Origin of the sequence: Altererythrobacter sp. BO-6 (assembly GCF_011047315.1) — a bacterium.
In the GTDB taxonomy this organism is placed as follows: domain Bacteria; phylum Pseudomonadota; class Alphaproteobacteria; order Sphingomonadales; family Sphingomonadaceae; genus Erythrobacter.
On sequence record NZ_CP049259.1, the window covers coordinates 2,615,840 to 2,639,261 of the forward strand.

General features: G+C 63.8%; 21 protein-coding genes, 1 tRNA gene and 1 pseudogene. 10 read left to right on the top strand and 13 right to left on the bottom strand.

The window, feature by feature from the left end; genetic code table 11:
• Positions 1-269: 269 nt before the first annotated feature.
• From G6N82_RS15080 to G6N82_RS12785, 5 genes are all read left to right on the top strand, one after another.
• Positions 270-899: a TonB-dependent receptor gene (locus G6N82_RS15080; protein ID WP_241255267.1), complete on the top strand. Its 630-nt coding sequence runs from the start codon at positions 270-272 to the stop codon at positions 897-899.
• 51 nt (positions 900-950) lie between these two features.
• On the top strand, positions 951-2,021 hold the full coding sequence (gene cgtA / locus G6N82_RS12770) for an Obg family GTPase CgtA (protein WP_165197007.1): 1,071 nt from the start codon (positions 951-953) through the stop codon (positions 2,019-2,021).
• Positions 2,022-2,025: 4 nt separating this feature from the next.
• Positions 2,026-3,147 (top strand): glutamate 5-kinase, encoded by a 1,122-nt coding sequence (gene proB / locus G6N82_RS12775; RefSeq protein ID WP_165197009.1) that lies wholly within the window; start codon positions 2,026-2,028, stop codon positions 3,145-3,147.
• 8 nt (positions 3,148-3,155) lie between these two features.
• Entirely contained in the window at positions 3,156-4,070 is a 915-nt protein-coding gene (locus G6N82_RS12780) for an NAD(P)H-binding protein (protein ID WP_165198241.1), read from the top strand.
• A 106-nt stretch (positions 4,071-4,176) separates the two neighbouring features.
• On the top strand, positions 4,177-4,575 hold the full coding sequence (locus tag G6N82_RS12785) for an NADP-dependent isocitrate dehydrogenase (protein ID WP_165197011.1): 399 nt from the start codon (positions 4,177-4,179) through the stop codon (positions 4,573-4,575).
• Positions 4,576-4,642: 67 nt separating this feature from the next.
• On the opposite strand, the gene G6N82_RS12790 is transcribed toward G6N82_RS12785, so the two are convergent.
• The 9 genes and pseudogenes from G6N82_RS12790 to G6N82_RS12830 all read right to left on the bottom strand — a co-directional run bounded on the left by G6N82_RS12790 (position 4,643) and on the right by G6N82_RS12830 (position 12,984).
• On the bottom strand, positions 4,643-5,440 hold the full coding sequence (locus tag G6N82_RS12790; protein WP_165197013.1) for a phosphoadenylyl-sulfate reductase: 798 nt from the start codon (positions 5,438-5,440) through the stop codon (positions 4,643-4,645).
• On the bottom strand, positions 5,433-5,885 hold the full coding sequence (locus G6N82_RS12795; protein ID WP_165197015.1) for a DUF934 domain-containing protein: 453 nt from the start codon (positions 5,883-5,885) through the stop codon (positions 5,433-5,435). The genes G6N82_RS12790 and G6N82_RS12795 overlap by 8 nt, the downstream gene beginning before the upstream one ends.
• Positions 5,886-5,974: 89 nt before the next feature.
• Positions 5,975-7,606 (bottom strand): nitrite/sulfite reductase, encoded by a 1,632-nt coding sequence (locus G6N82_RS12800; protein ID WP_165197017.1) that lies wholly within the window; start codon positions 7,604-7,606, stop codon positions 5,975-5,977.
• A 1-nt stretch (position 7,607) separates the two neighbouring features.
• Entirely contained in the window at positions 7,608-7,904 is a 297-nt protein-coding gene (locus G6N82_RS12805; protein ID WP_165197019.1) for a DUF2849 domain-containing protein, read from the bottom strand.
• Positions 7,901-8,659: a uroporphyrinogen-III C-methyltransferase gene (gene cobA, locus G6N82_RS12810; protein ID WP_165197021.1), complete on the bottom strand. Its 759-nt coding sequence runs from the start codon at positions 8,657-8,659 to the stop codon at positions 7,901-7,903. Before cobA ends, G6N82_RS12805 begins: the two co-directional genes overlap by 4 nt.
• 97 nt (positions 8,660-8,756) lie before the next feature.
• The gene (locus tag G6N82_RS12815) at positions 8,757-9,824 is read right to left on the bottom strand and encodes a mechanosensitive ion channel domain-containing protein (RefSeq protein WP_165197023.1); all 1,068 of its coding nucleotides are present in this window, start codon (positions 9,822-9,824) and stop codon (positions 8,757-8,759) included.
• Positions 9,824-11,030: pseudogene (metC, locus tag G6N82_RS12820) on the bottom strand (cystathionine beta-lyase). The gene G6N82_RS12815 and the pseudogene metC overlap by 1 nt, the downstream one beginning before the upstream one ends.
• Positions 11,027-11,869, bottom strand: coding sequence for a sulfurtransferase (locus G6N82_RS12825; protein WP_165197025.1), 843 nt, complete (start codon positions 11,867-11,869; stop codon positions 11,027-11,029). Before G6N82_RS12825 ends, metC begins: the two are co-directional and overlap by 4 nt.
• A 56-nt stretch (positions 11,870-11,925) precedes the next feature.
• Positions 11,926-12,984 carry a hypothetical protein gene (locus G6N82_RS12830; protein ID WP_206520205.1) on the bottom strand — a complete coding sequence of 353 codons (1,059 nt, stop codon included), beginning with the start codon at positions 12,982-12,984 and terminating at the stop codon, positions 11,926-11,928.
• A 199-nt stretch (positions 12,985-13,183) separates the two neighbouring features.
• Between G6N82_RS12830 and queF the strand changes: the two genes are divergently transcribed.
• Together queF and putA are read left to right on the top strand one after the other, a co-directional pair.
• Complete coding sequence (queF, locus tag G6N82_RS12835; RefSeq protein ID WP_165197029.1) at positions 13,184-13,597, top strand: preQ(1) synthase; 414 nt, start codon at positions 13,184-13,186, stop codon at positions 13,595-13,597.
• A gap of 79 nt (positions 13,598-13,676) precedes the next feature.
• Positions 13,677-17,234 (top strand): bifunctional proline dehydrogenase/L-glutamate gamma-semialdehyde dehydrogenase PutA, encoded by a 3,558-nt coding sequence (gene putA / locus G6N82_RS12840; protein ID WP_206520206.1) that lies wholly within the window; start codon positions 13,677-13,679, stop codon positions 17,232-17,234.
• A 16-nt stretch (positions 17,235-17,250) separates the two neighbouring features.
• Here putA and G6N82_RS12845 read toward each other — a convergent pair.
• From G6N82_RS12845 to G6N82_RS12855, 3 genes are all read right to left on the bottom strand, one after another.
• A tRNA-Thr gene (locus G6N82_RS12845) sits at positions 17,251-17,326 on the bottom strand.
• Positions 17,327-17,379: 53 nt separating this feature from the next.
• Positions 17,380-18,264 (bottom strand): hypothetical protein, encoded by an 885-nt coding sequence (locus G6N82_RS12850; protein ID WP_165198245.1) that lies wholly within the window; start codon positions 18,262-18,264, stop codon positions 17,380-17,382.
• Complete coding sequence (locus G6N82_RS12855) at positions 18,257-19,582, bottom strand: replication-associated recombination protein A (RefSeq protein ID WP_165197031.1); 1,326 nt, start codon at positions 19,580-19,582, stop codon at positions 18,257-18,259. The genes G6N82_RS12850 and G6N82_RS12855 overlap by 8 nt, the downstream gene beginning before the upstream one ends.
• Positions 19,583-19,690: 108 nt before the next feature.
• Here G6N82_RS12855 and G6N82_RS12860 point away from each other — a divergent pair, with 108 nt between their 5' ends.
• Both G6N82_RS12860 and G6N82_RS12865 read left to right on the top strand, forming a co-directional pair.
• The gene (locus tag G6N82_RS12860) at positions 19,691-20,332 is read left to right on the top strand and encodes a PadR family transcriptional regulator (RefSeq protein WP_241255106.1); all 642 of its coding nucleotides are present in this window, start codon (positions 19,691-19,693) and stop codon (positions 20,330-20,332) included.
• A gap of 88 nt (positions 20,333-20,420) precedes the next feature.
• Positions 20,421-20,858: a hypothetical protein gene (locus G6N82_RS12865; protein WP_165197033.1), complete on the top strand. Its 438-nt coding sequence runs from the start codon at positions 20,421-20,423 to the stop codon at positions 20,856-20,858.
• Here the strand turns inward: G6N82_RS12865 and G6N82_RS12870 are convergent.
• Positions 20,850-22,052: a glycosyltransferase family 1 protein gene (locus tag G6N82_RS12870; protein ID WP_165198249.1), complete on the bottom strand. Its 1,203-nt coding sequence runs from the start codon at positions 22,050-22,052 to the stop codon at positions 20,850-20,852. The genes G6N82_RS12865 and G6N82_RS12870 overlap by 9 nt on opposite strands.
• 182 nt (positions 22,053-22,234) lie before the next feature.
• On the opposite strand from G6N82_RS12870, the gene G6N82_RS12875 reads away from it, so the two are divergent.
• On the top strand, positions 22,235-23,362 hold the full coding sequence (locus tag G6N82_RS12875) for a phosphoserine transaminase (protein ID WP_165197035.1): 1,128 nt from the start codon (positions 22,235-22,237) through the stop codon (positions 23,360-23,362).
• Positions 23,363-23,422: the final 60 nt, after the last annotated feature.

The window sequence follows — 23,422 nt, forward strand, 5'->3', positions numbered from 1 at the left end:
GCAGCCGATTGGGAGCGCGAACGATCCCGCAATGACGATCCGTTCGATTTCGCGTTCACCGGGCGCCGAACGATCGAGAATGTCGGGCTGTCCGCCGAGTATCGCTATTCCGGTCCCGGTGTCGATCTCTCGGCGGCGATCCGCCGCGATATCAATGACCGTTTCGCCGATGCGACGACCTTCCGCCTTGGCGCAGGCTATGATGTGGGGGAAGCACCCGTCTGCGCGCATTCTACGGCACCGGCATCAAGAACCCCGGCTTTTTCGAGCTGTTCGGCTTTTTCGACGGGCGTTTTATCGGCAATGAAGACCTTTCGCCGGAGAAGTCCGAAAGCTGGGAGGTGGGAATCGACCAGTCGCTGGCCGGCGGCGCGCTCAAGCTTTCCGCCACCTATTTCGACAGCCGCTTGAAAGACGAGATCTTCACCACTTTCCCGGCGCCCGATTTCATCGCCACCCCGGCCAATCGCGACACGCTGTCGAAGCAAAAAGGCGTCGAACTGAGCGCCAGCGCGCAACTTGGCCCGCAAGTCACATTGGACGCGGCCTACACCTACCTTGACGCCAAGGAAAACGGCGTGGAGGAAGTGCGCCGCCCCGGCAATATTGCCTCAGCTGTACTGACCTGGCGCGCGCCCGGTGACACTGGTTCGGCCACGCTGATCGTGCGGCATAATGGCGCGACGGACGATGTGGCCTTCACCGATCCCAGCTTCATTCCGGTGATCGAGCGTTTGGGGGGCTATACTCTGGTCAATTTCGCCGCCGAAGCGAAGCTTACTGACCGGATCAGCGCCTTCGGCCGGGTCGAGAACCTGTTTGACGAGACTTACGAGCAGGTGTTCAGCTTTGTCAGTCCGGGCCGCACGGCAATCGCCGGTTTGCGGATCACGCTTTAGTTAGACGCCAAATCGCTCGCATTCTGGCGTGGAAATGCATAGGGGAGGCCCATGCATTTCCTTGACCAGGCCAAGATCTATCTCAAATCGGGTGCCGGCGGCCCCGGCGCCGTCAGTTTCCGGCGCGAGAAATATATCGAATACGGTGGCCCCGATGGCGGCAATGGCGGCAAGGGCGGAGACATCGTGTTCGAAGCTGTGGCTGGCCTCAATACGCTGATCGATTTCCGCTACACCCAGCACTTCAAGGCATCGCGCGGTGCCCATGGCATGGGCAAGGACCGCACCGGCGCCTCTGCGCTCGATCTGGTGATCAAGGTGCCGGTCGGCACGCAAATCCTTTCCGAAGACCGCGAAGAGGTGCTGGCTGACTTTACCGAGGTCGGTCAGCGCGAGGTGTTCCTGCATGGCGGGATCGGCGGGCGCGGCAATGCCAGTTACAAGACTGCCACCAACCGCGCCCCGCGCCAGCACCAGCCGGGCATGCCGGGTGAAGAGATGTGGGTGTGGCTGCGTTTGAAGCTGCTGGCCGATGTCGGATTGGTCGGCCTGCCCAATGCCGGCAAGTCGACCTTCATCAATGCTGTGTCGAACGCCAAAGCCAAGGTTGGCGATTACGCCTTCACCACGCTGGTGCCCAAGCTGGGCGTTGTCCGTCACCGGGGCCGCGAATTCGTGCTGGCGGACATTCCGGGCCTGATAGAGGGGGCAGCGGACGGGGCCGGGATTGGCGACCGCTTCCTGGGCCATATCGAACGCTGCCGCGTGCTGATTCACCTGATCGATATCACCGGCGCCGGTGACCAGGACCCGGTTGAAGCGATGCGGATCGTCGAGGAAGAGCTCGCCGCTTATGGCGGAGGTTTGGATGACAAGCCGCGCCTGGTGGCGCTTAACAAGATCGATCTCGCCGATGCCGAACTGGCGGCAGAATTCGTCAAGGAACTGAAGGCCGCCGGGGCGGACGATGTGTTTGCCGTGTCGGGCGCGACCGGTGAGGGGATCGACGCGCTGATGGACGCCGTGCTGGGCTACCTGCCTGACCGGACCGCGACCGAGACCAAGGGGCAGGAAGTCGAGGAGGTCGACGGAGAGGAGGGCGACGAATGGTCGCCAATCTGATCCGATGAACTTTGCGTCGATCGGCGATCTGGCTGCTTGCCGCCGAGTGGTGGTGAAGGTGGGCAGCGCGCTGCTGGTCAAGGCGGGCGAGCCGCGGGCTGACTGGCTGGCGGCGCTGGCCGGCGATCTGGCAGGGCTGCGCCAGCGCGGCACGGAAGTGATCGTAGTCAGCTCGGGCGCGATCGCGCTGGGCGCGGCGCGGCTGGGGCTGGCAGGCGGGGGCCGGGGCAGCCTGGCCGATGCCCAGGCATCAGCCTCGGTCGGCCAAATTGCGCTCGCCGGGCTCTGGGCTGAAAAGCTGGGCGCGCATGGCCTCACCGCCGCGCAGATCCTGCTCTCCTTGGGCGATCTCGAGGATCGGCGACGCTATCTCAATGCTTCGGCTACACTCGCGCGCCTGCTTGAGGCTGGGGCGGTGCCGGTGATCAACGAGAATGACAGCGTCGCGACCGAGGAAATCCGCTTTGGCGACAATGACCGGCTGGCCGCCCGGGTGGCGCAGGCGGCGGGCGCGGATGCGGTGTTGCTGCTGAGCGATGTCGATGGCCTCTATGACCGCGATCCACGTGCAGCCGAGGCACAACTGATCGCGCGGGTGGAAGGCATTACGCCGCAAGTCCTGGCCATGGCCAGCAGCGCATCCTCCTCGGGCATGGGTTCGGGCGGGATGACCTCAAAGCTGCAGGCCGCACAGATCGCCGAGCGGGCGGGGATCGTGCTGGCGATCATCAACGGCACGCATGACGCACCGATAACAAAGGCTGCTGGCGCAGGGCGCGGCACGATCTTCGTCCCGCAGCGCGCCGACACCGCGCGCAAGGCATGGCTGGGCGGGCGGCTGGCCCCGGCAGGCACCCTGCGGGTCGATGGCGGCTGCGCCGATGCGCTGCGCAAGGGGGCCAGCCTGCTTGCCCCAGGCGTGGTTGGGGTTTCGGGCAATTTCCGCCGCGGAGACCTCGTCAAGATCGTGACCATTCGCGGCGAAGAGCTGGCACAGGGGCTCGCCGAGTACGACGCGCATGAAGTGCAGGCGATTGCCGGCAAGCGCGCTGAGGACCAGCATGACCGGCTCGGCTATGCGCCGCGTGCGGCGGTGGTTCATCGCGATCACATGGTGCTGCTTTGAGCGGCGAAATGCCGCTGGCCCTTACCGGCGGGTCCGGTTTCGTGGGCCAGGCGGTGCTCGACATCCTGGCTGAGCGCAATCTGCCAGCCGAAGCGCTGGTGCGGCGCGCGACCGATCATCAGCATGCGCGGGTCGAATGGGTCATGGGCGACTTGCATGATACGCGTGCATTGGGCCACCTTGTCGCTGGCACCCGCGCGGTGATCCATATCGCCGGCCTCACCAATACCCCCGACCCGCGTGATTTTGCCGAGGCCAATGTCGCTGGCACTGCCAATGTCCTGTCGGCTGCACGGCAGGCCGGGGTGAAGCGCTTTGTGTTCGTTTCCTCGCTATCGGCGCGCGAGCCGCAGTTGTCCGCCTATGGAGCATCCAAGGCCGAGGCAGAGAAGCTGGTCGAACAGAGCGGACTGGACTGGACCATCGTGCGCCCACCGGGTGTCTATGGCCCGCGCGATGTCGACTATTTCGAAATGTTCCGCACTGCGAAGCTCGGCTTTGTGCCGCTGCCGCCAGGCGGGGCAAGTTCGATCATCCATGTCCATGATCTGGCCCGCCTGCTGGTCGACCTGGTCGATGCCCAGCCGGCGCTGGTGAGCAAGCGCATGTTCGAGCCGGACGACGCCCGCGAAGGCGGCTGGAGCCACAAGGAATTGGCTGACGCAATCGGCGAGGCGGTGGGGCGGCGTGTGTTTGCGCCGCACTTGCCGCGCGCGGTGCTGCAAGGGGCGGCAGGGATTGACCGGCTGCTGCGCGGGCCCAAGGCTCGGCTGACGCAGGACCGTGTGGGCTATATGTGCCATCCCAACTGGGTGTCGCGATCAGACCGCAAGGTGCCTGAAACGATCTGGCAGCCGCGTATCCCTGGCGACGTTGGCCTTAAGGCCACCGCTGCCTGGTACAAGCGCGAAGGCTGGTTGTAACAGATAGCATTTGGCGATTGTGACTGGGCAGGCCTAAGTTCCGCTCGGGGTCGCGAGTCGTGTTATCGGCAACGGTCGATAGACAAGTCACGAAGAGGGAAAATTCATGAAAAAGATCATTGCCGTAGCCGCTCTGGCTACCGTTGTCGCGTGCTCGCAACCGGCACCTGCTCCAGAACCTGAAGCCACTGAAGAAGCGGCGGCCGAAGTCAGCCTCGCCGCAGACGGCCTGCCTTCGGTCGGCGTCTACAATGTAACCCTCGCCGACGGGAGCACGATTACCTTTGAAGCCAAGGAAGACGGCACCTACGCAACCACCGATGCCGATGGCAACGTCGTCGAAACAGGTACTTGGAGGCAGGAGTCGCAAGCTGTCTGGTGCGAAACACCTGACGCCGAAGGTGCGACCGAACGCTGCTTTGACGAGCGGATGGAAGACGGGGTCTATCTGTCGACCAACCGGGAAACAGGTGAAACCGCAACGATCACCCGCCCAGCGGCCTGATCAGTCCCAAATCTAGCGAAGGGCACCGCCGGCAAGATGGCCGATGCGGTGCCCTTCCTTTTTCGCATTAGAGGAACGGTTCGTAGCCCGGCGGCAGCTCGCCATCCTCGGTCAGCGGGGTGTGAATGCCGCATTCGGTCTTGTCCCAACCCTTCCACCGGCCCGAGCGCGGGTCTTCACCCGGCGCGACCTTGTGCGTGCAGGGGCTACAGCCGATCGAAGGGAAGCCCTGCGCCACCAGCGGGTTCGGCGGTAGATCGTGCATCACGAAATAGGCGGCGATGTGGCTTGCATCCCAATCGATCAGCGGATTGATCTTGAGCCGTCCCTGCGCATCGGAGCTATCGATTTCGAAGCGTGGCAAATTCGCCCGGGTGGAGGACTGGAAGGCTTTGCGCCCGGTAAAGCTGGCGTCGAATTCACTGAGCGCCTTGGCCAGCGGCTTCACCTTGCGGATTTCGCAGCAGCCATCCGGATCGTATGACCAGCGCAGCCCGGTTTCGTCCTTCGCCTGCAACTCGTCGAGATCGGGGTAGAGGTTGATCAGATTGGTCAGGCCCAGCCGCTCGACCAGCATATCGCGATAGGACAGCGTTTCCGGGAAATGCTTGCCGGTTTCAAGAAACAGCACGGGCACGTTGCGATCGATGCTGGCGATCAGGTGCAGCAGCACAGCGCTTTCCGCGCCGAAGCTGGAAACCGCAGCGACATCGCCCGCCAGGCCGTCCTTGATCACGGCCTCGAGCATTTCCTCGGTCGATGAACCGCGGAACATTCGGTTGAGGCGATAGGCCTGGTCCTCCGTAAAACGAGGGCCAGTGTCGATCCGGTCGACTGCACGCGCGCCTGTTGTTGAATCAGCCATGGCGCAGGTCCGGGATCGGGCTGCGCCGATCGGCGGCGTGCTGGTATACATTGTCCCACCGGGCGAAAGCCGCCTCGGCATCGACAGGATCGAGCGGCACATCGGGGGCAAAGGCATCAAACCCGCAGCGCCGCATATAGGCCAGCTGGTCGATCAGCACGTCGCCCACCGCGCGCAGCTCGCCGGTGTATCCGGCCTCGCGCAGGACCCGTGCCGAGGAATAGCCACGGCCATCGCCGAACACCGGGAAATTGACTTCAACCAGCGCAATCCGGTCAAGATGCGGGATCAGCGCGCGTGCGTCATCACCTGGCTCGATCCGCACCGCCGATGCGTTGGACTGGTCGAGGAAGCTGTCGACGGTGACGGTGCCGTGATCGACCACTTCATCGTCGCGGAAGCGGAATTGCACTTCGTCAGGTGACGTGCCGAGAGTATCAGCCATCCAGGCCTCCGTTTAGGGCATCGCCGCCCGCAATCGCATTGTCGAAAGGAACTGGCGTCGCTGCGCGCGCAGCGGTCCTGAGGCCAAGCTTAGCCATAAAGCGCCTCCTTGAACGGCTCCATGCCGATGCGACGATAGGTATCGAGAAACCGCTCGCCTTCGATGCGGTGGGACAAGTAGACTTCGGTCGCGGTTTCGACCGCATCGACGATGCCGGCTTCGTCAAAGCCGGGGCCGGTGATCTTGGCGAGCGACGTATCCTGCGCCTCGCTGCCGCCGAGCAGCAGTTGGTAGTTCTCGACACCCTTCTTGTCGACGCCGAGGATACCGATGTGCCCGGCATGGTGATGCCCGCAGGCATTGATACAGCCCGAGATCTTGAGCTTGAGCTCACCCAGTTCGCCGGTCCGGCCCTTCGCCGCAAATCGTTCCGAAATCTTCTGGGCGATCGGGATTGAACGCGCATTGGCCAGGCTGCAGTAATCGAGGCCTGGGCAGGCAATGATGTCCTCGATCGTGTCGAGGTTTGGATTGGCCAGCCCCGCAGCATCAAGCCTGGTCCACACAGCGCGCAGGTCTGCGATTTTCACATGCGGCAACACGATGTTCTGCGTGTGCGTGACGCGGCTTTCATCGAAACTGAATTCCTTCGAAAGCTCCGCCATCAGATGCATCTGCGCGGTCGAGGCATCGCCGGGAATCCCGCCCACGGGCTTCAGGCTGATGACTGCGCTGACATAGCCCGGCGCCTTGTGCGGATGGGTGTTGCGATCGACCCAAAGCGCAAAGTCCGGGTCCGAACGGTCGATCTCGGTCGGCAGGCCGGTTTCGAAAGCCGGGTCTGCGAAATAGGGCTTGATCCGCTCCAGCTCTGCGAGTGGCGGTTCGATCCCCTGCGCCAACAGGTGCGCGAATTCCTCTTCAACCTGCCGCGCGTATTCGTCCTTGCCCAGCTCGTGAACCAGGATCTTGATGCGCGCCTTGTACTTGTTGTCGCGCCGGCCATAGCGGTTGTAGACGCGCAGGCAGGCCTCGGCATAGGTCACCAGCTGGTCAAGCGGCACGAATTCGCGGATGCAGGGCGCGATCATCGGAGTGCGCCCCATGCCGCCACCGACATAGAATGCCGCGCCCAGTTCGCCGTTCTGCTCGACGATCTGGATGCCGATATCGTGCAGCTTCATCGCCGCGCGATCGGTATCGCTGGCTATCACCGCGATCTTGAACTTGCGCGGCAGGAAACTGAATTCAGGGTGGAAGCTCGACCATTGCCGCAGCAGCTCGGCATAGGGGCGCGGGTCGACCAGCTCATCAGCCGCTGCACCGGCGAAATGATCCGAACTGATGTTGCGGATGCAATTGCCACTGGTCTGGATCGCGTGCATTTCGACCTTGGCAAGGTCTGCCAGCAGGTCGGGCGCTTCCTCCAACTTGATCCAGTTGTACTGGATGTTCTGCCGCGTGGTGAAATGCCCATAGCCGCGGTCATATTTCTCGGCGATGTCGGCCAGCGCATGCATCTGTGCCGAGCTCAGCGTGCCATAAGGGATCGCGACGCGCAGCATATAGGCATGCAATTGCAGGTAGAGGCCGTTCATCAGGCGCAGCGGCTTGAACTGGTCTTCGCTCAGCTTGCCTTCCAGGCGGCGGCGCGTCTGGTCGCGGAATTCCTCGACACGGGTATCGACCATGGCCTGGTCGTAAGAATCGTAACGGTACATGTCAGATCACCCAATTGCCGATATCGGGATCGGCGGGTTTAAGGGTCAGGTCGGGGCGCACGGTGGGGCCCAGGGCGCGGACGCGCTCCTTGATGTGCGCAGGGCGCACGCCACTTTCATCGCGGCTTGCGTCAATCGCATAGGCCGCATTGACGCGCCGGGCGGATTGCTCGCGCGCGAGGATCTCATCGGCCCGATCGCCGACATCGACCGCGTGGTCGACATGCAACGACCAGCCGGTGCCGTCCCACCACACCACCGCGCCCGATTTCAGGTCATTCCCGGTCAGGATCTTCATTGCGCAGCCTCCTGAGCCAGTGCCGCAAGCGTGGCATCTTCACGCGCGGTCACTTCCCCGATCACGATCAGGGCGGGGCTCTTGACGCGGTGGAGCGTGACCAGGTCCGGCAGGCCAGCCAGCAAGCCGCGCAATACCCGCATCTGCGGACGGGCGGCATTCTCGATCACGGCGACCGGCATGTCGGGCGCAAGGCCGTCAGCCATCAGTTTCTCGGCGATCTGCGGAGCGGTCTTGACCCCCATATATATCACCAGCGTGCGGCCCTTGCCGGCCAGCCCGCTCCAATCCTGCTCGCTCAGCCCTTTGCACTGGCCAGCGACGAAGCTGACGATGCTGGAAGCTTCGCGATGGGTCAGCGCGATTTGCGCTGCGGCTGCCGCGCCATTGGCAGCGCTTACGCCCGGCACGATTTCGACCCGAACGCCAGCCGCACGGGCGGCTTCGGCTTCCTCGCCGCCGCGCCCGAAAATCAGTGGATCGCCGCCCTTCAGCCGCACGACATCGCGCCCGGCGAGTGCTTCGCGTACCAGCAGCGCATTGATCTCTTCCTGCGGCAGGGTGTGGTGCGAGCGGCGCTTTGCTACGTTCACAAAGCGCGCATTGCGACCGGCCAGCGCCAGGATCGCGGGCTCTACCAGCCCGTCATGAACGATGAGCTCGGCGCGGTTGATCAGCCGCGCGGCGCGCAAGGTCAGCAGGTCGGGATCGCCCGGCCCTGCGCCGACAAGATAGATAGTTCCGGTTTGTGCCATGGCGGCGAAATGAGCGATTGGCCGCTTCGCCGCCAGCGAGAATGGATTTCGGGACGCGTAGCAAAGCTATGCAGGTCAATTGTAACCGGGCTTAAATTTATGATTTGGAACGCGATTCCTCGCGCTTCGCCAGTGCATCGATCAGCCGTTCGAACTGCTCGTTATTGCGCAGGTTGATGTCGCGCTGCGGAAAGGGGATCTCGACATTGTTCTCTTTGAACAGCCGCCACAGGTTTTTCAGCACTTCGGAGCGGATATTGCCCACGCCTTCTTCCGGGTCATTAATCCAGATCTGGATGATGAAATCGACCGAGCTCTCGCCATAGTTGCGCAGCCACGCGGTTGGTGCCGGGGACTTGAGCACGCGGCTGCTTTGCTTGGCAGCCTCGAGCATCAGCTTCTCCGCCAGGTCCAGATCGCAGGCATAACCGACACCGACCGGTACCTGCACTCGCACATTGCGCGAGGAATAGGACCAGTTTTCGACCTGGTTGATCATCAGGTTCTCGTTCGGGATCAGATATTCCTTCTGGTCCCGCGTAACGATGGAAACCGCGCGAATGCCGATCCGGCGGATCTGGCCGAAAGTTTCGTTACCTGCGGTATCGGCCACGGCGATCACGTCACCAGGCTTGATCGACTTGTCCATCAGCAGGATGATCCCCGCGATAAGGTTGCCGAAAGTCTTCTGCAGACCGAAACCGATCGCGAGGCCGAAAGCGCCGGAAAACACCGCCAGCGCGGTCAGGTCGATCCCCAGCATGTCGATACCGACGAAGAATGCGGCGGCCCAGATGACGATAGTGGAGATTTTCTGCGCCAGCAGTCGCTGGGTATCATCAAGGCGGGTTGCGCGGCGGACAATTCGGCCACTGATCCGAGTTAGCAACCATGCCCCGATGATCACCAGCGCGATCACGCTGATCACAACCAGCGCGTCCAAAACGGAGATCCGCGTATCGCCCAAGGTCAATGCCCAGGAATCGAGCGACTCCAGAACGCTGCCGGCCGTCTCGCTCTTGGACGCAACCGCTTCCTTCAATCCTTGCGAAGCGACGACGGCGTCCTGCGCTTCGGGTGGGGCGGTCTCTGCGACACTCCATGCCTGGCCCGGCGGGGGCGGAGTTTCGGTTGCGGCGGGGGTGGGCGGGGCAGTTGTTGTCATTATGCTTTCATTGCAGCGAAGCCTTGCGCGAGATCTGCGATCAGATCCTGCGGGTCTTCCAAACCTATCGAGAGTCTCAACGCCTAACCGGTCTTGCGGGTCCCATCCAGTGCGGGGCCAATTGCTCGCGGTTCGGATCGATGCCGGATCAAACGGGAGGGCCAAGCTCTCGAAGCCGCCCCAGCTGTAGCCGATACCGAACAGTTCGAGCGCGTCGACCAGCCGCGCGCGCGCCGCTTCATCGCTACCCTTCAGCACGAAGCTGAACAGCCCGCAGCCGCCGCTGAAATCGCGGTTCCACAGCTGACAGCCTGCGTCCGCAGGTAGCATCGGGCATAAAACATGCGCGACTTCGGGCCGCTGTGCGAGCCAGGAGGCGATTTCGACCGCACTCGCGGTCGATTTCTGGAGCCGCACGCCCATGGTACGCAGGCCGCGCAGCGCCAGCGCCGCATCGTCGGGCGAAACCACCTGGCCAAGCTGCTGGCTCGTGATGCGCAGGGCGCGGTACCAGCGCTCGCCGGCACTGGCCGAACCCATCATCAGGTCAGAGTGGCCGCCGACGTGCTTGGTCAGGCTCATCACGCTGATGTCGCAGCCATGTTGCAGTGCAGGGAAACCGAGCGGCGTAGCCCAAGTGTTGTCGATCAGGCTTATCGCACCATGTGCGCGGGCGATTGCCGCCATAGCAGGCACATCGGACACCTCCATGGTCAGGCTGCCCGGGCATTCGAGCCACACTGCGCGGGTGCGGTCGCAAAAGGCTGCGCGGTAGGCATCGATGTTCAGCGGATCGAAGAAGCGATGTTCGACTCCCCACTTCTTGAGCAGGCCCTGCGCCATCAGGCGGCTCGGTTCATAGGAATTGTCGCTCAACAGCAGCACGTCGCCCGGCCGCAGCACCGCCATCAGCGCACCGGCGATGGCGGCGACCCCGCTGGGATAGAGCACCGTGCCTTGGGCGCCCGGCTCCAGCTCGGTCAGTGCTTCGGCCAGCGCCCATTGCGTTGGGGCGCCGCGCCGCCCGTAATAGAAAGTGCCGTCTTCGTTGCCGCCCACGGCCGCCTTGCGGTCAGCCTCGCTGGCATAAAGATGCGTGCTGGCGCGCCACACCGGTGGATTGACGACCGGCCCGGTCCATTCCCGCTTGCGCCCGGCTTCGACCAGCTTCGTAGCCGGTCCGTGCTCCTTGCGATCCTTGCTCACAGCGAGACCGTGGCCTTGGGCGTGCGCGGATCGCTGCCCCAGTCGAGCCAGCTGCCGTCATATAGCGCGGTGTCGTCATGGCCGGCGAGGTGCATGGCAAACAGCAAGACGCAGGCGGTTACGCCGCTGCCGCAAGTGGTCACCACCGGCTGGCCGAGGTCGATCCCGGCGTCGGAAAAGGCCTTGCGCAATTCGGCCGGGGATTTGAAGGTGCCATCGTCCCGGTAGAGCTGGCCGAAGGGGAGGTTGCACGAACCGGGAATATGCCCGGTCGGTTGGCCGTGTACGGTGTCCACGGTTGTGCCGCTGAAACGCCCCTTGTCGCGCGCGTCGAGCACCTGCTCCGCGCAGCTGTCGAGATTGGCGAGCATATCCGCCTTGAAGCGGATGCGCGCGGGCGCCGGGAGCGAGAACGAAGATGCCCGCGCAACTGTCGGCTCGTCGCTGTCGAGCGGGCGACCCTCTGCCTTCCACTTGGCGAGACCGCCATCGAGGATTGCGACATTTGCCAGGCCATGCGCGCGGCACAGGAACCAGGCGCGTGCCGCCGTCTTCACCGCGGAATCGTCATAGAACACGATCCGGCTGGCGGGGCTGGCACCGCATTTCGTCAGCTCCATCGCCAACTGCTCGGGGCGGGGCAGCGCCTGTGGCACGTCGGAAGTGTCATCGACCAGAGTTGCCAGGTCGAAGAAACGCGCGCCTGGAATATGGGCGGTGGCATATTCGGCCTTCGCGTCGCGCCCGGCGGCGGGCAGGTGACGCGATGCATCGAGCACAACCAGATCGGCGTCGCCCAGCCGCTCGGCAAGCCATCCCGTGGAAACGAGACTATCCATCGCCCTCGGGACTAGCGCTGCATAGGCGCCGCGTCGAGAGGGTTGGCGCACCCGTTTCAGTCGAGCGGGCGAACTTGCACCCCGTCGTAGCTGCCCGGCGGGCCGTTCAGAGGCAGCGGATGCACCCTGCCACCCGCTACGCCTGATCCAATCCCGACGAGATAGGTGGCGAGGTGGGGTTCCATTCCTTCGCCTTCGATCCGCAGGCGGGCCATCGGCACGCACAGCGGCACTTGCCCCTGCTGGAACAGTTCCACTGCGCTGATCGGCAAGCGCAATTCGCCGCTTACGGTTGCACTCTGATGCGGCCCGAGCCGATCGAGCGCAGCGTTTGTCGGCAGGTTTGTCTCAGCGGTGGCAATTTGTTGCTCCACCGGCAGGTTGCGCCGGGCGCTGGCAAGATCGGCTGAAACGGCAAGATCGCGCAAGGTCCGGTCGGATCGGTTGGCAAGGGTAAGCCGGTATTTCAGCGTCAGCGCCATGAAGCTGCGGGTAAGCTGCTCGACTTCGAGCGTTGCGGCGATCCGCGCTGGTGCAACGGCATCCGGAGAATGCGCAGGTGGAGACGCAACCACCGGTCGTTCGATAGTCGGCGCTTGCACTGGTGCGCGCCGCCGCGCGATCCACCAGCCGCCGGCTAGCCCGGCCAGCAGGGCACCCAGCAGGCCCGCTGCCCACGGCCACCATTGCGGGAGAGTGGCGGATGCTTCAGTCGATGGCAGGCCCACTTCCGGAACTTCCGGGCTCGCCGGAGCGATCGGCTCAGGTGTAAAACTGGGCAGCTCCTCAAGCGCGGACGGGCTGGGTGAGGGCGATGGAACGGGTGCTGGTGGCTGTGCTGCCGACTGATTGGGCGAAGCGGCAGGCGCTTGGCGCTGTGCTGCTTGTGGTCTGGTTGATTCCGCACTCGGCGAGGGTGCGGGCGTGGGCGTCACTTCCGGCGGGGTTGTCGGAACGGGCGTTGGAGTGGGTGTAGACGTCGGAATGACGCGCGGGCGCACTGGCACCGGGCCGGTGTCGTCCACCGGGCCTTCCACTGTCGGCGTCGGCGTGGGGCCGGGCGGCAGAGTGAAGTCCTGCGCGCGCTGCTGTTGGGCCGCCAATGGCGCGGCCATCAGGGCAAGTGCAATTGCAGTCGGATAGGGGGCAGGGCGGATCATCATGGCTGCGTAGCAGGGTCAAGCGGGAGGCGCGCTGAATAGGCACTTAACCCGCGCAGTGCCAGCCAATCTCTTGCGCTGCGCGTCACTTCGCGGCAACAGCGCTGCATGAGCGACACACCCACCCCCCCAATTCCTCGGCAAGCAGAGCGAATTGCCCGCTTCGCCTGAGCAGGCACAGCTCGATTACGTGCCCAATCCGCGTGAAGGCGCGCTGTATCTGGTGCGTTTTGCCGCGCCTGAATTCACTTCGCTGTGCCCGGTGACGGGTCAGCCCGATTTCGCGCATCTCGTGATCGATTATGCGCCGGGCAAGACGATCGTCGAATCGAAGAGCCTGAAGCTGTTCCTGGGCAGCTTTCGTAATCACAGCGGCTTTCACGAGGATGTGACGGTCGGCATCGGCCAGCGCCTCGCCGCTGAAATGAAGCCACAATGGTTGCGGATCGGCGGCTACTGGTATCCGCGCGGCGGGATCCCGATCGACGTCTTCTGGCAGACCGGCCCCGCCCCGCAAGGACTGTGGGTGCCGGATCAGGGCGTGGCGAGCTATCGCGGCCGCGGCTGAGCAGGCGCAGCACGCGATCCGATAGATCGCGCGAACATTTGGCGCTAATGGCGCCGCCATCACATCCAAAGGAATCGCCGTGGTTGCTTCCCCCGACGCTGCGCGCTTTGCCCGTTTCGCCCCGCCGATCAGCGAGCCCACACCGCTGCGGCGCGCAATCACCGCTGCCTATCGCTTGTCTGAGCCTGAAGCGGTTGCGCGGCTGATCGAAGCGGCCCGGGTATCGCCTGAGCAAAGCGAAGCGATTGCGACCGTCGCCCGGGGGCTGGTCACGCGGCTGCGTGAAAAGGGCCAGCGTGGCGGAGTTGAAGGGCTGGTCAAGGAATACTCGCTGTCGACACAGGAAGGCGTAGCGCTGATGTGCCTCGCCGAAGCGCTCTTGCGCGTGCCCGATAGTGCCACGCGCGACGCACTGATCCGTGACAAGATCGCGGCCGGCAACTGGCGCGCGCATCTGGGCGATGGCCGCTCGATCTTCGTCAACGCGGCGACCTGGGGGCTGGTGGTTTCAGGCAAGCTGGTCAGCCCGGTACAGGAAGGCGGGCTGTCCTCGGCATTGACCGGCCTGATCAAGCGCGCGGGGGAGCCGGTGATCCGCGGCGGGGTGAACCTGGCGATGGAGATGATGGGCGAACAGTTCGTCACCGGCGAAACCATCGGCGAAGCGCTCAAGCGCGCGCGCAAGCAGGAAGAGATCGGCTTTACCTATAGCTATGACATGCTGGGCGAAGCGGCGATGACCATGCGCGACGCGGATCGATACTACGCGGATTACGAGCGCGCGATCCACGCCATTGGCAAGGCGGCGGCGGGGCGCGGTGTCTATTCCGGGCCCGGCATCTCGATCAAGCTGTCGGCGCTGCATCCGCGTTACCAGCGCTCGCAAGTCGATCGCGTGATGGGCGAACTGTTGCCGCGTGTGCGCACGCTGGCGCTAATGGCCAAGAGCTATGATATCGGTCTCAACATCGATGCCGAAGAGGCCGACCGGCTCGAATTGTCGCTCGATATCCTTGAGGCGCTGGCGCTCGATCCGGAGCTCGTGGGCTGGGACGGGCTCGGCTTCGTAGTCCAGGCCTATGGCAAGCGCTGCCCCTTCGTGATCGACTTGATTATCGACCTGGCCCAGCGCTCGGGCCACCGGATCATGGTGCGGCTGGTCAAGGGCGCCTATTGGGACAGTGAGGTCAAGCGCGCTCAGGTCGATGGCTTGCCTGACTTTCCGGTGTTCACCCGCAAGGTGCATACCGACGTCAGCTATCTTGCCTGCGCCAGGAAGCTGCTTGCGGCGCGCACAGATGTCTTTCCCCAATTCGCGACGCACAATGCCCAGACGCTGGCCGCGATCTATCACCTCGCGGGTGACGACTTCAGCATCGGCGATTACGAGTTCCAGTGCCTCCACGGCATGGGCGAGGCGCTGTATGAGGAGGTGGTCGGCAAGGGTAAGCTCGACCGGCCATGTCGCATCTATGCGCCGGTCGGCACGCATGAGACGCTGCTCGCCTATCTCGTCCGGCGCTTGCTGGAAAACGGCGCAAACTCGTCATTCGTCAACCGTATCTGGGACGAAAATGTCTCGGTCGAGGAGCTCGCCGCCGATCCCGTGACCGAAGCGGAAGCGATCGAACCGGTTGGCTCGCCGCATCCGGTAATCAAGCTGCCGTCAGAGCTCTATCCCGATCGTGCCAATTCGCGCGGGCTGGACCTGAGCGACGAAGGGGTGCTGGCGCAGCTTTCGGACGCGCTGACGGCCAGCGTGGCACAGGAATGGCGCGCCGAACCGAGTTTTGCCGACGATGCAGAGGCTCACGCTCGGCCCGTCACCAACCCGGCCGATCATGCAGACGTTGTGGGCGAAGCGATCTGGGCCTGCGCAGAAGGCGCGGCAAATGCCGCACAGCGCGCTGCAGCGGCTTTCCCCGGTTGGGCGGCCACGCCGGTTGCTGAACGCGCGGCCTCGCTCGAACGCGCGGCCGATTTGCTCGACGCGCGGATGGAGCCGCTGCTCGGCCTGATCATGCGCGAGGCGGGTAAGTCCGCACCCAACGTCATCGCGGAAGTGCGAGAGGCAGTCGACTTCCTGCGTTATTATGCGCAGCAGGCGCGCGATGGGCTACAGGGCGCGGAAGCGATCGGCCCGATGGTGTGCATCAGCCCGTGGAACTTCCCGCTGGCAATCTTCACCGGGCAGGTCGCCGCCGCACTGATTGCGGGCAACACGGTGCTGGCCAAGCCGGCCGAGGAAACTCCGCTGATCGCGGCGCAGGCGGTGGCCATCCTGCATGAAGCGGGCGTGCCGCACGATGTGGTGCAGCTGGTGCCGGGCGCGGGCGAGATCGGCGGCGCTCTGGTTGCTGCGCCTGAGACCTGCGGGGTGATCTTCACCGGTTCGACCGAGGTGGCCAAGCTGATCCAGCGGCAGCTGGCCAAGCGCACGTTGCCCGATGGCGCGCCGATCCCGCTGATCGCGGAGACCGGCGGGCAGAACGCGATGGTGGTCGACAGTTCGGCACTGCCAGAACAGGTGGTGCGCGACGTGATCGCCAGCGCCTTTGACAGCGCGGGCCAGCGCTGTTCGGCTCTGCGGATCCTGTGCGTGCAGCAGGATATTGCCGACGAGTTGATGGAGATGCTGCGCGGTGCGCTGAAGGAATTGCGCGTCGGATCAACGGATCGACTGAGTGTCGACGTTGGGCCGGTGATCACCGCCGAAGCGCAGGGCACGATCAATGCGCATATCGCGCGGATGCGTGTCGCCGGGCAGCGGGTCGAGCAACTCGAGCTGGACGCCGGAGCCGCGCGCGGCACCTTTGTGGCGCCGACAATTATCGAAATCGACGATATCGGTCAGCTCAGCCGCGAAGTTTTCGGCCCCGTGCTCCACGTGCTGCGCTATCGTCGGCGCGACCTGGCCGAAGTGCTGCGCCAGATCCGCGCGACCGGCTATGGCCTCACATTTGGGGTGCACAGCCGTATCGACGAGACCATCGCTGAAATCATCGGCCAGGTTGAGGTCGGCAATATCTACGTCAATCGCAATGTCATCGGCGCGATCGTGGGGGTGCAGCCCTTCGGCGGCAAGGGCCTGTCGGGCACCGGACCCAAAGCGGGCGGGCCGCTCTATCTTTCGCGGCTGGTCAAGCGTGCCGAGCCCAGCGCTGCTGTGCTGCGCGACGAGGCGGGCACGCCGATGCTCGGCCACATGACCGGGCTGCCCGGCCCCGTGGGCGAACGCAATCTCTATAGCGTCCATCCGCGCGGGCGGGTCCTGCTGCTCCCTACCTCGGAGCAGGGGTTGCAGGCACAGCTGCAAGCGGTCGCGGCGACCGGGAACAGCGCCGTCTTGCCGGAAGCGGCGCGGGCGCTTTACGAAGGACTTGGCCCTGCCGTTGCGGTCGAGTGGGTGACAGACTGGATCACCGAGCCGCCCTACGCACATGTGCTGATCGAAGAGGGCGGCCAGGATATCTGCACCGTCCTGCAGGCAATTGCGGCGAAGGACGGCCCGATCCCGATCGTGCAGCTCGGCGGCGACGCGCGCCCTTATCGCACCGACTGGATGTTCGAAGAACTCGCCGTGTCGGTCGACACAACCGCTGCGGGCGGCAACGCCAGCCTCATGGCGGTGGTGTGAGATCCTGCAGAAGCGATGGTGCCGGTTAGAGGATTCGAACCCCTGGCCTGATGATTACAAATCAACTGCTCTACCAACTGAGCTAAACCGGCACTTTCTTTTCGACCTACCGCTTTGAAGCCTGAAGCGCGAGCGCCCGCTAGCCCTAAACCGCGCCGAAAGTCCAGCCTTCTGTGCGTGCAATGTCTGGTGAAAGGTCTTCCGGGCGCCAATAGGCCGGTTCATGGCCGATCTTGCGCAGCCAGGCGGCGGTGACCAGCGCATCGGATGAATGATCGTCTATCGGACCTTCGCCTCGCACGCCTGGTGAATCGAGCTGGCTCAGTGCCGCATTCAAATCTTCATAGGTTCGCAGCTTGGTTTTCGCGCCGCCCACACCGCCGCCACGCGCCGCTATGCTGGTGTACATTTCGACTACAACCGGTCCTTCTTGCGGTAGTGCATCTATCGGCCAGACCGAGACGTGGCCCTGTAACCTGTGTAGCATCCGCATGCCGGTGAGCGAGCTTTTGCCGACCTGCGCCGCGCCGACCAGGTTGAAATTGCTGACCGGGCGCACACCTTGTGCGCGCTGGGCCTGCTCGGCCACGCGGAAGCGCCCTTCGCGGGTTGCAGCATCGGGCAAGTGAAACCGGTCACCCACGTGATCCTTTGCATGACGGAAATAGCGCGAGGCTTCGGGGTGGGCGACAAAGCTCCCGCATTCGAGATGCGGATCGCCGCGGCAGATATCGTCAATCAGTGCCCACAGTTCCCTCGCATCCGATGGACTTGCACTCCAGCCCGGAAAGAACGACTCCGCATCGGCAAAGGGCAGCGAAATGCCCAGGTCCATGCCCACCAGCGTGTCATGCGGCAAGTCTTCGCGCAGCAGCGCCAGCACATCCTCGCGCGCCCAGCCGCGCGCCGGTGGGCTGACGAGTACGGGCGGGCCCCCAGAGGCATCGGCGAGCGCAAGTGCTATGCCTTTGTGCCGTTCGCCTTTGGCGCCGGACCAGTCGATCGCCAGGAAATGTGTGAAGCTACGGATTGCGCCGCTCCCGCCGCAGCTTGTCCCAATAGTCGAGCCGCTTGGCGATCTCTCGCTCGAAACCGCGTTCGACCGGGGCATAATAGGCCTGCGGCTGCATTCCTTCCGGCCAGTAGTCCGCGCCGGAAAAGCCGCCTTCCGCATCATGGTCATAGGCGTAGCTGGCACCATAGCCGATGTCCTTCATCAGTTTGGTGGGCGCGTTGAGGATATTTTGCGGTGGCATCAGGCTGCCCGTTTCCTTCGCGCTTTTCCACGCCGCCTTTTGCGCGGCATAGGCCGCATTCGATTTCGGCGCGGTGGCGCAATAGAGGCAGGCCTGCACGATCGCCAATTCGCCTTCCGGGCTGCCGAGGAAGTCATACGCGTCCTTCGCGGCAAGGCACTGGACCAGTGCTTGCGGATCGGCGAGCCCGATATCCTCGCTGGCGAACCGCACCAGGCGCCGCAGCACATAGAGCGGCTCTTCGCCAGCCACCAGCATTCGCGCGAGGTAATAGAGTGCAGCCTGCGGATCTGAACCGCGTAGGCTCTTATGCAGCGCGCTGATGAGGTTATAGTGCCCTTCGCGGTCCTTGTCGTAAACCGCGACGCGGCGCTGCAGGAACTTGCCCAGTGCGGCTGGATCGAGCGGAGTTTCGATCTTGGCGTTGTAGAGCGTTTCGGCCTGGTTGAGCAGGAAACGTCCGTCGCCATCCGCGCTGGCGACCAGCGCTTCGCGCGCCTCGGGCGTCAGCGGCAGCGGGCCTTCGAGCTCTTCGGCGCGATCAAGCAGTTTGCCCAGCGCTTCGCTGTCCAGCCGGTGGAGGATCAGCACTTGTGCTCTGGAGAGCAGTGCGGCGTTGAGTTCGAAGCTGGGGTTCTCTGTCGTTGCACCGACCAGCGTCACCGTGCCGCGCTCCACGAAGGGGAGGAAGCCGTCCTGCTGCGCGCGGTTGAAGCGGTGGATCTCGTCCACGAACAGCAATGTCTTCTGGCCGGCAGCGGCGAATTTATCAGCTTCGGCGAACGCCTTCTTGAGGTCGGCCACGCCTGAGAATACAGCGCTCACGGCCACGAAACGGATACCAACGGCATCGGCCAGCAGACGGGCGATGCTGGTCTTGCCGGTACCAGGTGGGCCCCACAGGATCATGCTGGATAGACGGCCCGCCGCGACCATCCGCCCGATCGCGCCCTCCGGCCCGGTCAGGTGTTCCTGGCCGATGACTTCTGCCAAATTTCGCGGGCGCAAGCGGTCTGCCAACGGCGCGTCAGCGCTCGGCGCTTCCGGTGCACAATCGGTTGAAGCGGGATCGTCAGCAAACAAGTCGGCCATTGGTCGATCTTCATAGGCCGTTCGTCGCTTGAATCCATACGGCTCTTGCGAAGCTGTATCCAAGATATATCTTAGAGCTATCGAAGATAGTCAGGAGTGAACTTCGCAATGACATGGAACAGATATGGGCGCGGTTGGAACAACCTCGGCCCGATGATCGCAATGATGGCGGCTTCGGCGGCTAGCGACTGGGACGAAGAATTCGGCGAGGCCCGCCGCCGCAAACGTCGCGAATGGCAAGAAGGCGCTCGCCGCCGGACCCGCCGCGGGCGGATGTTCGGCTCGGGCGAGTTGCGTTTGGCCTTGCTAGCCCTGATCAACGAAGAGCCGCGGCACGGCTATGAGCTGATCAAGGCGATCGAGGAAATGACCGGTGGTGCCTATGCGCCCAGCCCGGGCGCAGTCTATCCGACGCTGCAGATGCTCGAAGAAGAAGGCCAGATCAAACCGGCCAAGAGCAAGGACAAGGATGGTGATGAAAGCGGCAAGAAGCCGTTTGAAGCAACCAAGTCGGGTGCCGCAGAGCTTGAGGATCGCGCTGATGAGGTCGACGAGCTGATGGAGCGCCTTGGCGCTCACGGTGAACGTGCCGAGAAGGTGCGCGAGAAATCGCCGGACCTGTTCCGCGCGATGGGCAACCTCGCCAGCGTGCTCAAGAACCGGGCGAAAGCGGGGAAACTCGACCAGGCGACGATCGACCAGATCGTCGACATTATCGACGAAGTCGCCAAGCGGATTGAACGGCTGTGATCCCCAATCGGTTTGCACTGGCAAACCTGAAGGCTTAACCTCTCCCCTTCAGCGCCGGACATTGGCCGGCGGGGAGGGGAGACAAGCTATGAACGAAGCTAGCAAGGCGCCGTGGCACCTGTGGGTGATCGGCGTTGTCAGCCTGCTGTGGAACGCGGTGGGCGCGAACGATTACTTTCAGACGCGCACGCGCAATATGGATTATCTCGGCAGCATGGGTTTCACCGACGAAGCTCTAGCCTATATCGACAGCTTCCCGATCTGGGCCGATGTCGCATGGGCCTTTGGAGTCTGGGGTGCGGTAGCAGGCTCGATCCTGCTGCTGCTGCGCAGCCGCTTTGCCGTAATTGCCTTCGCGCTTTCGCTGGCCGGCGCGATCCTGTCCAATCTCTATCCGTTCATCAGCGAGCCGCCGGAAATCATGCAATCATCGGTCGCGACGATCATGAGCCTGGTCATCATCGGCATTGCGATCGCCTTGCTGCTCTATGCGCGCCGGATGGCGGGAACCGGGGTGCTACGCTGATTCAAGCGCAGTCTTGATCCTGGCTTCATCGGCCGCGCGCTCTGCCTCGCGCTGCTCGACCAGCCGGATATAGGTGTCCGCAACGACCTGGTTGATCGCGTCCCAGCTATAGCCGCTGGCCTTGCGCTCGCCCGCTTCGCCATGCGCGCGCCGTAATGCATGGTCGGTGCAATAGGGCGCGATCGCCTCGGCATAGGCGGCGGCATCGCCCGGCGGCACCAGCTGGCCGGTCTCACCCGGATCGACCAGCGAAGATGCTCCGGTCGCGCCTGCCGCCACGACCGGCAGCCCGCTGGCCATCGCCTCAAGTGTTACGTTGCCGAAGGTCTCGGTGATCGACGGGTTGAAGAACACGTCGCCGCTCGCGAGTGCCAGGCCCAGGTCGGCGCCGGTCTTGAAGCCGGCGAAAATACCGCCCGGCAGCGCCTGCTCGAACCAGCCGCGGGCGGGGCCGTCGCCGATCACCAGCACCTTGTGCGGCACTTGCCGCTTGCGCAGTTCGATGATTGTATCAGCGAAGATGTCGAGGCCCTTTTCCATTACCAGCCGACCAAGGAAAACCACAGCAACATCGTCATCATCCAGCCCGTGTGCGCGGCGCCATTCCAGGTCGCGCTTGGCGGGCGAGAAGATCGTCCGGTCGACCCCGCGCGACCAGATCGTGATGTCGTCATGCATGTCCTGCTCGAGCAGGGTATCGACCATGCTCTGGGACGGCGCAACCAATGCATCGCAGCGATTGTAAAGCCGCCGCAGGATCCATTCGATCGCGGGTTCCATGAAACCTAGCCCGTAATAACGGGGGTAGGTTTCGAACCTTGTATGCACGGATGCCAGCACCGGCAGGTCATAATCCTGCGCCCAGCGTAGTGCGGCGTGCCCCGCAGGATCGGGCGAGGAGATATGGACGATGTTGGGCTCGAAGCGCAGCAAGTCCTGCTTCACCTTGCGGTCGAGCCCGGTTGGCAGGCGATATTCGCCACGCCCCTTTACCGGCATGCGGACATTGGGCACTCCCACCAGGTCGCCGGTCGGCGGAAAGTCGGGATTGGCAACCTTTGGGGCATAGATGCGCACTGCCGACCCCTGGCGCAGCAGGTACTCCACCAGTCGGTTCAGGGCCTGGTTCGCCCCGTCGCGCGTATAATTGTAATTGCCGCTGAACAGGGCAATGCGAAGGTCGCTGGTTTGCATAATCGGCCTTGCCATAAAGAAGCCTCTCGCGATTGGCGAGAGCGTTTGCCTTTTTGCGCGCCACGAGGGTCGACTGTCGGGGAATCCACTTTCCGAGTTGACTTGGGCCCGCGCGCCACTATTGCGGCCAGCGGGCCACGCGGTCCCAACGCCGCGCGAGCTCTCTGCAAGGAGAGTCTTAAATGACTGAACACCAAGTACCCGCGCGTAAACCTGCGCGTCCTTTCTTTTCTTCCGGTCCCTGCGCGAAGCCGCCGGGCTGGTCCCCCGAAAAACTCAGCCTCGAATCGCTCGGCCGCTCGCATCGCGCGAAGATCGGCAAGGCGCGCCTTGGGCTTGCCATCGACCTGATGCGCGAAGTGCTGCAGGTGCCTGACACGCACCGCATCGGCATCGTGCCCGGGTCTGACACCGGCGCAGTGGAAATGGCGATGTGGACCATGCTGGGCGCGCGCCCGGTCACCACGCTGGCGTGGGAGAGCTTCGGCGAGGGCTGGGTGACCGACGCGGTCAAGCAGTTGAAGATCGACCCGACCGTTATCCGCGCCGATTATGGCCAGTTGCCCGACCTGAGCCAGGTCGACTGGTCGAATGACGTCATCTTTACCTGGAACGGCACCACTTCGGGCGTGCGCGTGCCGAATGGCGACTGGATCGCTGCCGACCGCGAGGGCCTGTGCATTGCCGACGCCACCAGTGCGGTGTTCGCGCAGGATATCCCATGGGACAAGATCGATGTGCTGACCTTCAGCTGGCAGAAAGTGCTGGGCGGCGAAGGCGCACATGGTGTGCTGATCCTTGGTCCCCGCGCGGTCGAGCGGCTCGAAACCTACACCCCCGCATGGCCGCTGCCCAAGGTGTTCCGCCTGATGAGCAAAGGCGCGCTCGCCGAAGGAATCTTCAAGGGCGAAACGATCAACACACCGTCGATGCTGGCCGTCGAGGATGCGATCTTCGCGCTTGAATGGGCGAAATCGGTCGGCGGGCTTGAGGGCATGAAGGCCCGCGCCAATGCCAATGCCGCTTCGCTCGACAAGATCGTCCAGGAGCGGGACTGGCTCGGCCATCTCGCGTCCGATCCGGCCAGCCGCTCCAACACCAGCGTCTGCCTTACGGTCGAGGGCGCCGATGCGGATTTCATCAAGAAATTCGCCGGACTGCTCGAAGCGGAAGATGCCGCCTATGACATCGCCGGTTATCGCGACGCCCCTGCGGGCCTGCGCATCTGGTGCGGAGCAACTGTCGAGACCGCCGATATCGAAGCGCTTGGCCCCTGGCTCGACTGGGCCTGGGCATCGCTGACGGCCTAGAAATTTCCCGTTCGCCCTGAGCATGTCGAAGGGCTGTTTTTCTTCAGGACCGGCAGATTC

What these genes read in the sequence shown, in the direction of transcription:
- G6N82_RS12860 (WP_241255106.1), top strand. Translation starts at nt 19,691, where the DNA reads ATGACATGGAACAGATATGGGCGCGGTTGGAACAACCTCGGCCCGATG.
- G6N82_RS12780 (WP_165198241.1), top strand. Translation starts at nt 3,156, where the DNA reads ATGCCGCTGGCCCTTACCGGCGGGTCCGGTTTCGTGGGCCAGGCGGTG.
- G6N82_RS12800 (WP_165197017.1), bottom strand. Translation starts at nt 7,606, where the DNA reads ATGTACCGTTACGATTCTTACGACCAGGCCATGGTCGATACCCGTGTC.
- G6N82_RS12795 (WP_165197015.1), bottom strand. Translation starts at nt 5,885, where the DNA reads ATGGCTGATACTCTCGGCACGTCACCTGACGAAGTGCAATTCCGCTTC.
- G6N82_RS12785 (WP_165197011.1), top strand. Translation starts at nt 4,177, where the DNA reads ATGAAAAAGATCATTGCCGTAGCCGCTCTGGCTACCGTTGTCGCGTGC.
- cgtA (WP_165197007.1), top strand. Translation starts at nt 951, where the DNA reads ATGCATTTCCTTGACCAGGCCAAGATCTATCTCAAATCGGGTGCCGGC.
- proB (WP_165197009.1), top strand. Translation starts at nt 2,026, where the DNA reads ATGAACTTTGCGTCGATCGGCGATCTGGCTGCTTGCCGCCGAGTGGTG.
- G6N82_RS12805 (WP_165197019.1), bottom strand. Translation starts at nt 7,904, where the DNA reads ATGAAGATCCTGACCGGGAATGACCTGAAATCGGGCGCGGTGGTGTGG.
- G6N82_RS12855 (WP_165197031.1), bottom strand. Translation starts at nt 19,582, where the DNA reads ATGGCCGACTTGTTTGCTGACGATCCCGCTTCAACCGATTGTGCACCG.
- G6N82_RS12830 (WP_206520205.1), bottom strand. Translation starts at nt 12,984, where the DNA reads ATGGCCGCGCCATTGGCGGCCCAACAGCAGCGCGCGCAGGACTTCACT.
- G6N82_RS12825 (WP_165197025.1), bottom strand. Translation starts at nt 11,869, where the DNA reads ATGGATAGTCTCGTTTCCACGGGATGGCTTGCCGAGCGGCTGGGCGAC.
- G6N82_RS12790 (WP_165197013.1), bottom strand. Translation starts at nt 5,440, where the DNA reads ATGGCTGATTCAACAACAGGCGCGCGTGCAGTCGACCGGATCGACACT.
- G6N82_RS12875 (WP_165197035.1), top strand. Translation starts at nt 22,235, where the DNA reads ATGACTGAACACCAAGTACCCGCGCGTAAACCTGCGCGTCCTTTCTTT.
- cobA (WP_165197021.1), bottom strand. Translation starts at nt 8,659, where the DNA reads ATGGCACAAACCGGAACTATCTATCTTGTCGGCGCAGGGCCGGGCGAT.
- G6N82_RS12865 (WP_165197033.1), top strand. Translation starts at nt 20,421, where the DNA reads ATGAACGAAGCTAGCAAGGCGCCGTGGCACCTGTGGGTGATCGGCGTT.
- G6N82_RS12870 (WP_165198249.1), bottom strand. Translation starts at nt 22,052, where the DNA reads ATGCAAACCAGCGACCTTCGCATTGCCCTGTTCAGCGGCAATTACAAT.
- G6N82_RS12815 (WP_165197023.1), bottom strand. Translation starts at nt 9,824, where the DNA reads ATGACAACAACTGCCCCGCCCACCCCCGCCGCAACCGAAACTCCGCCC.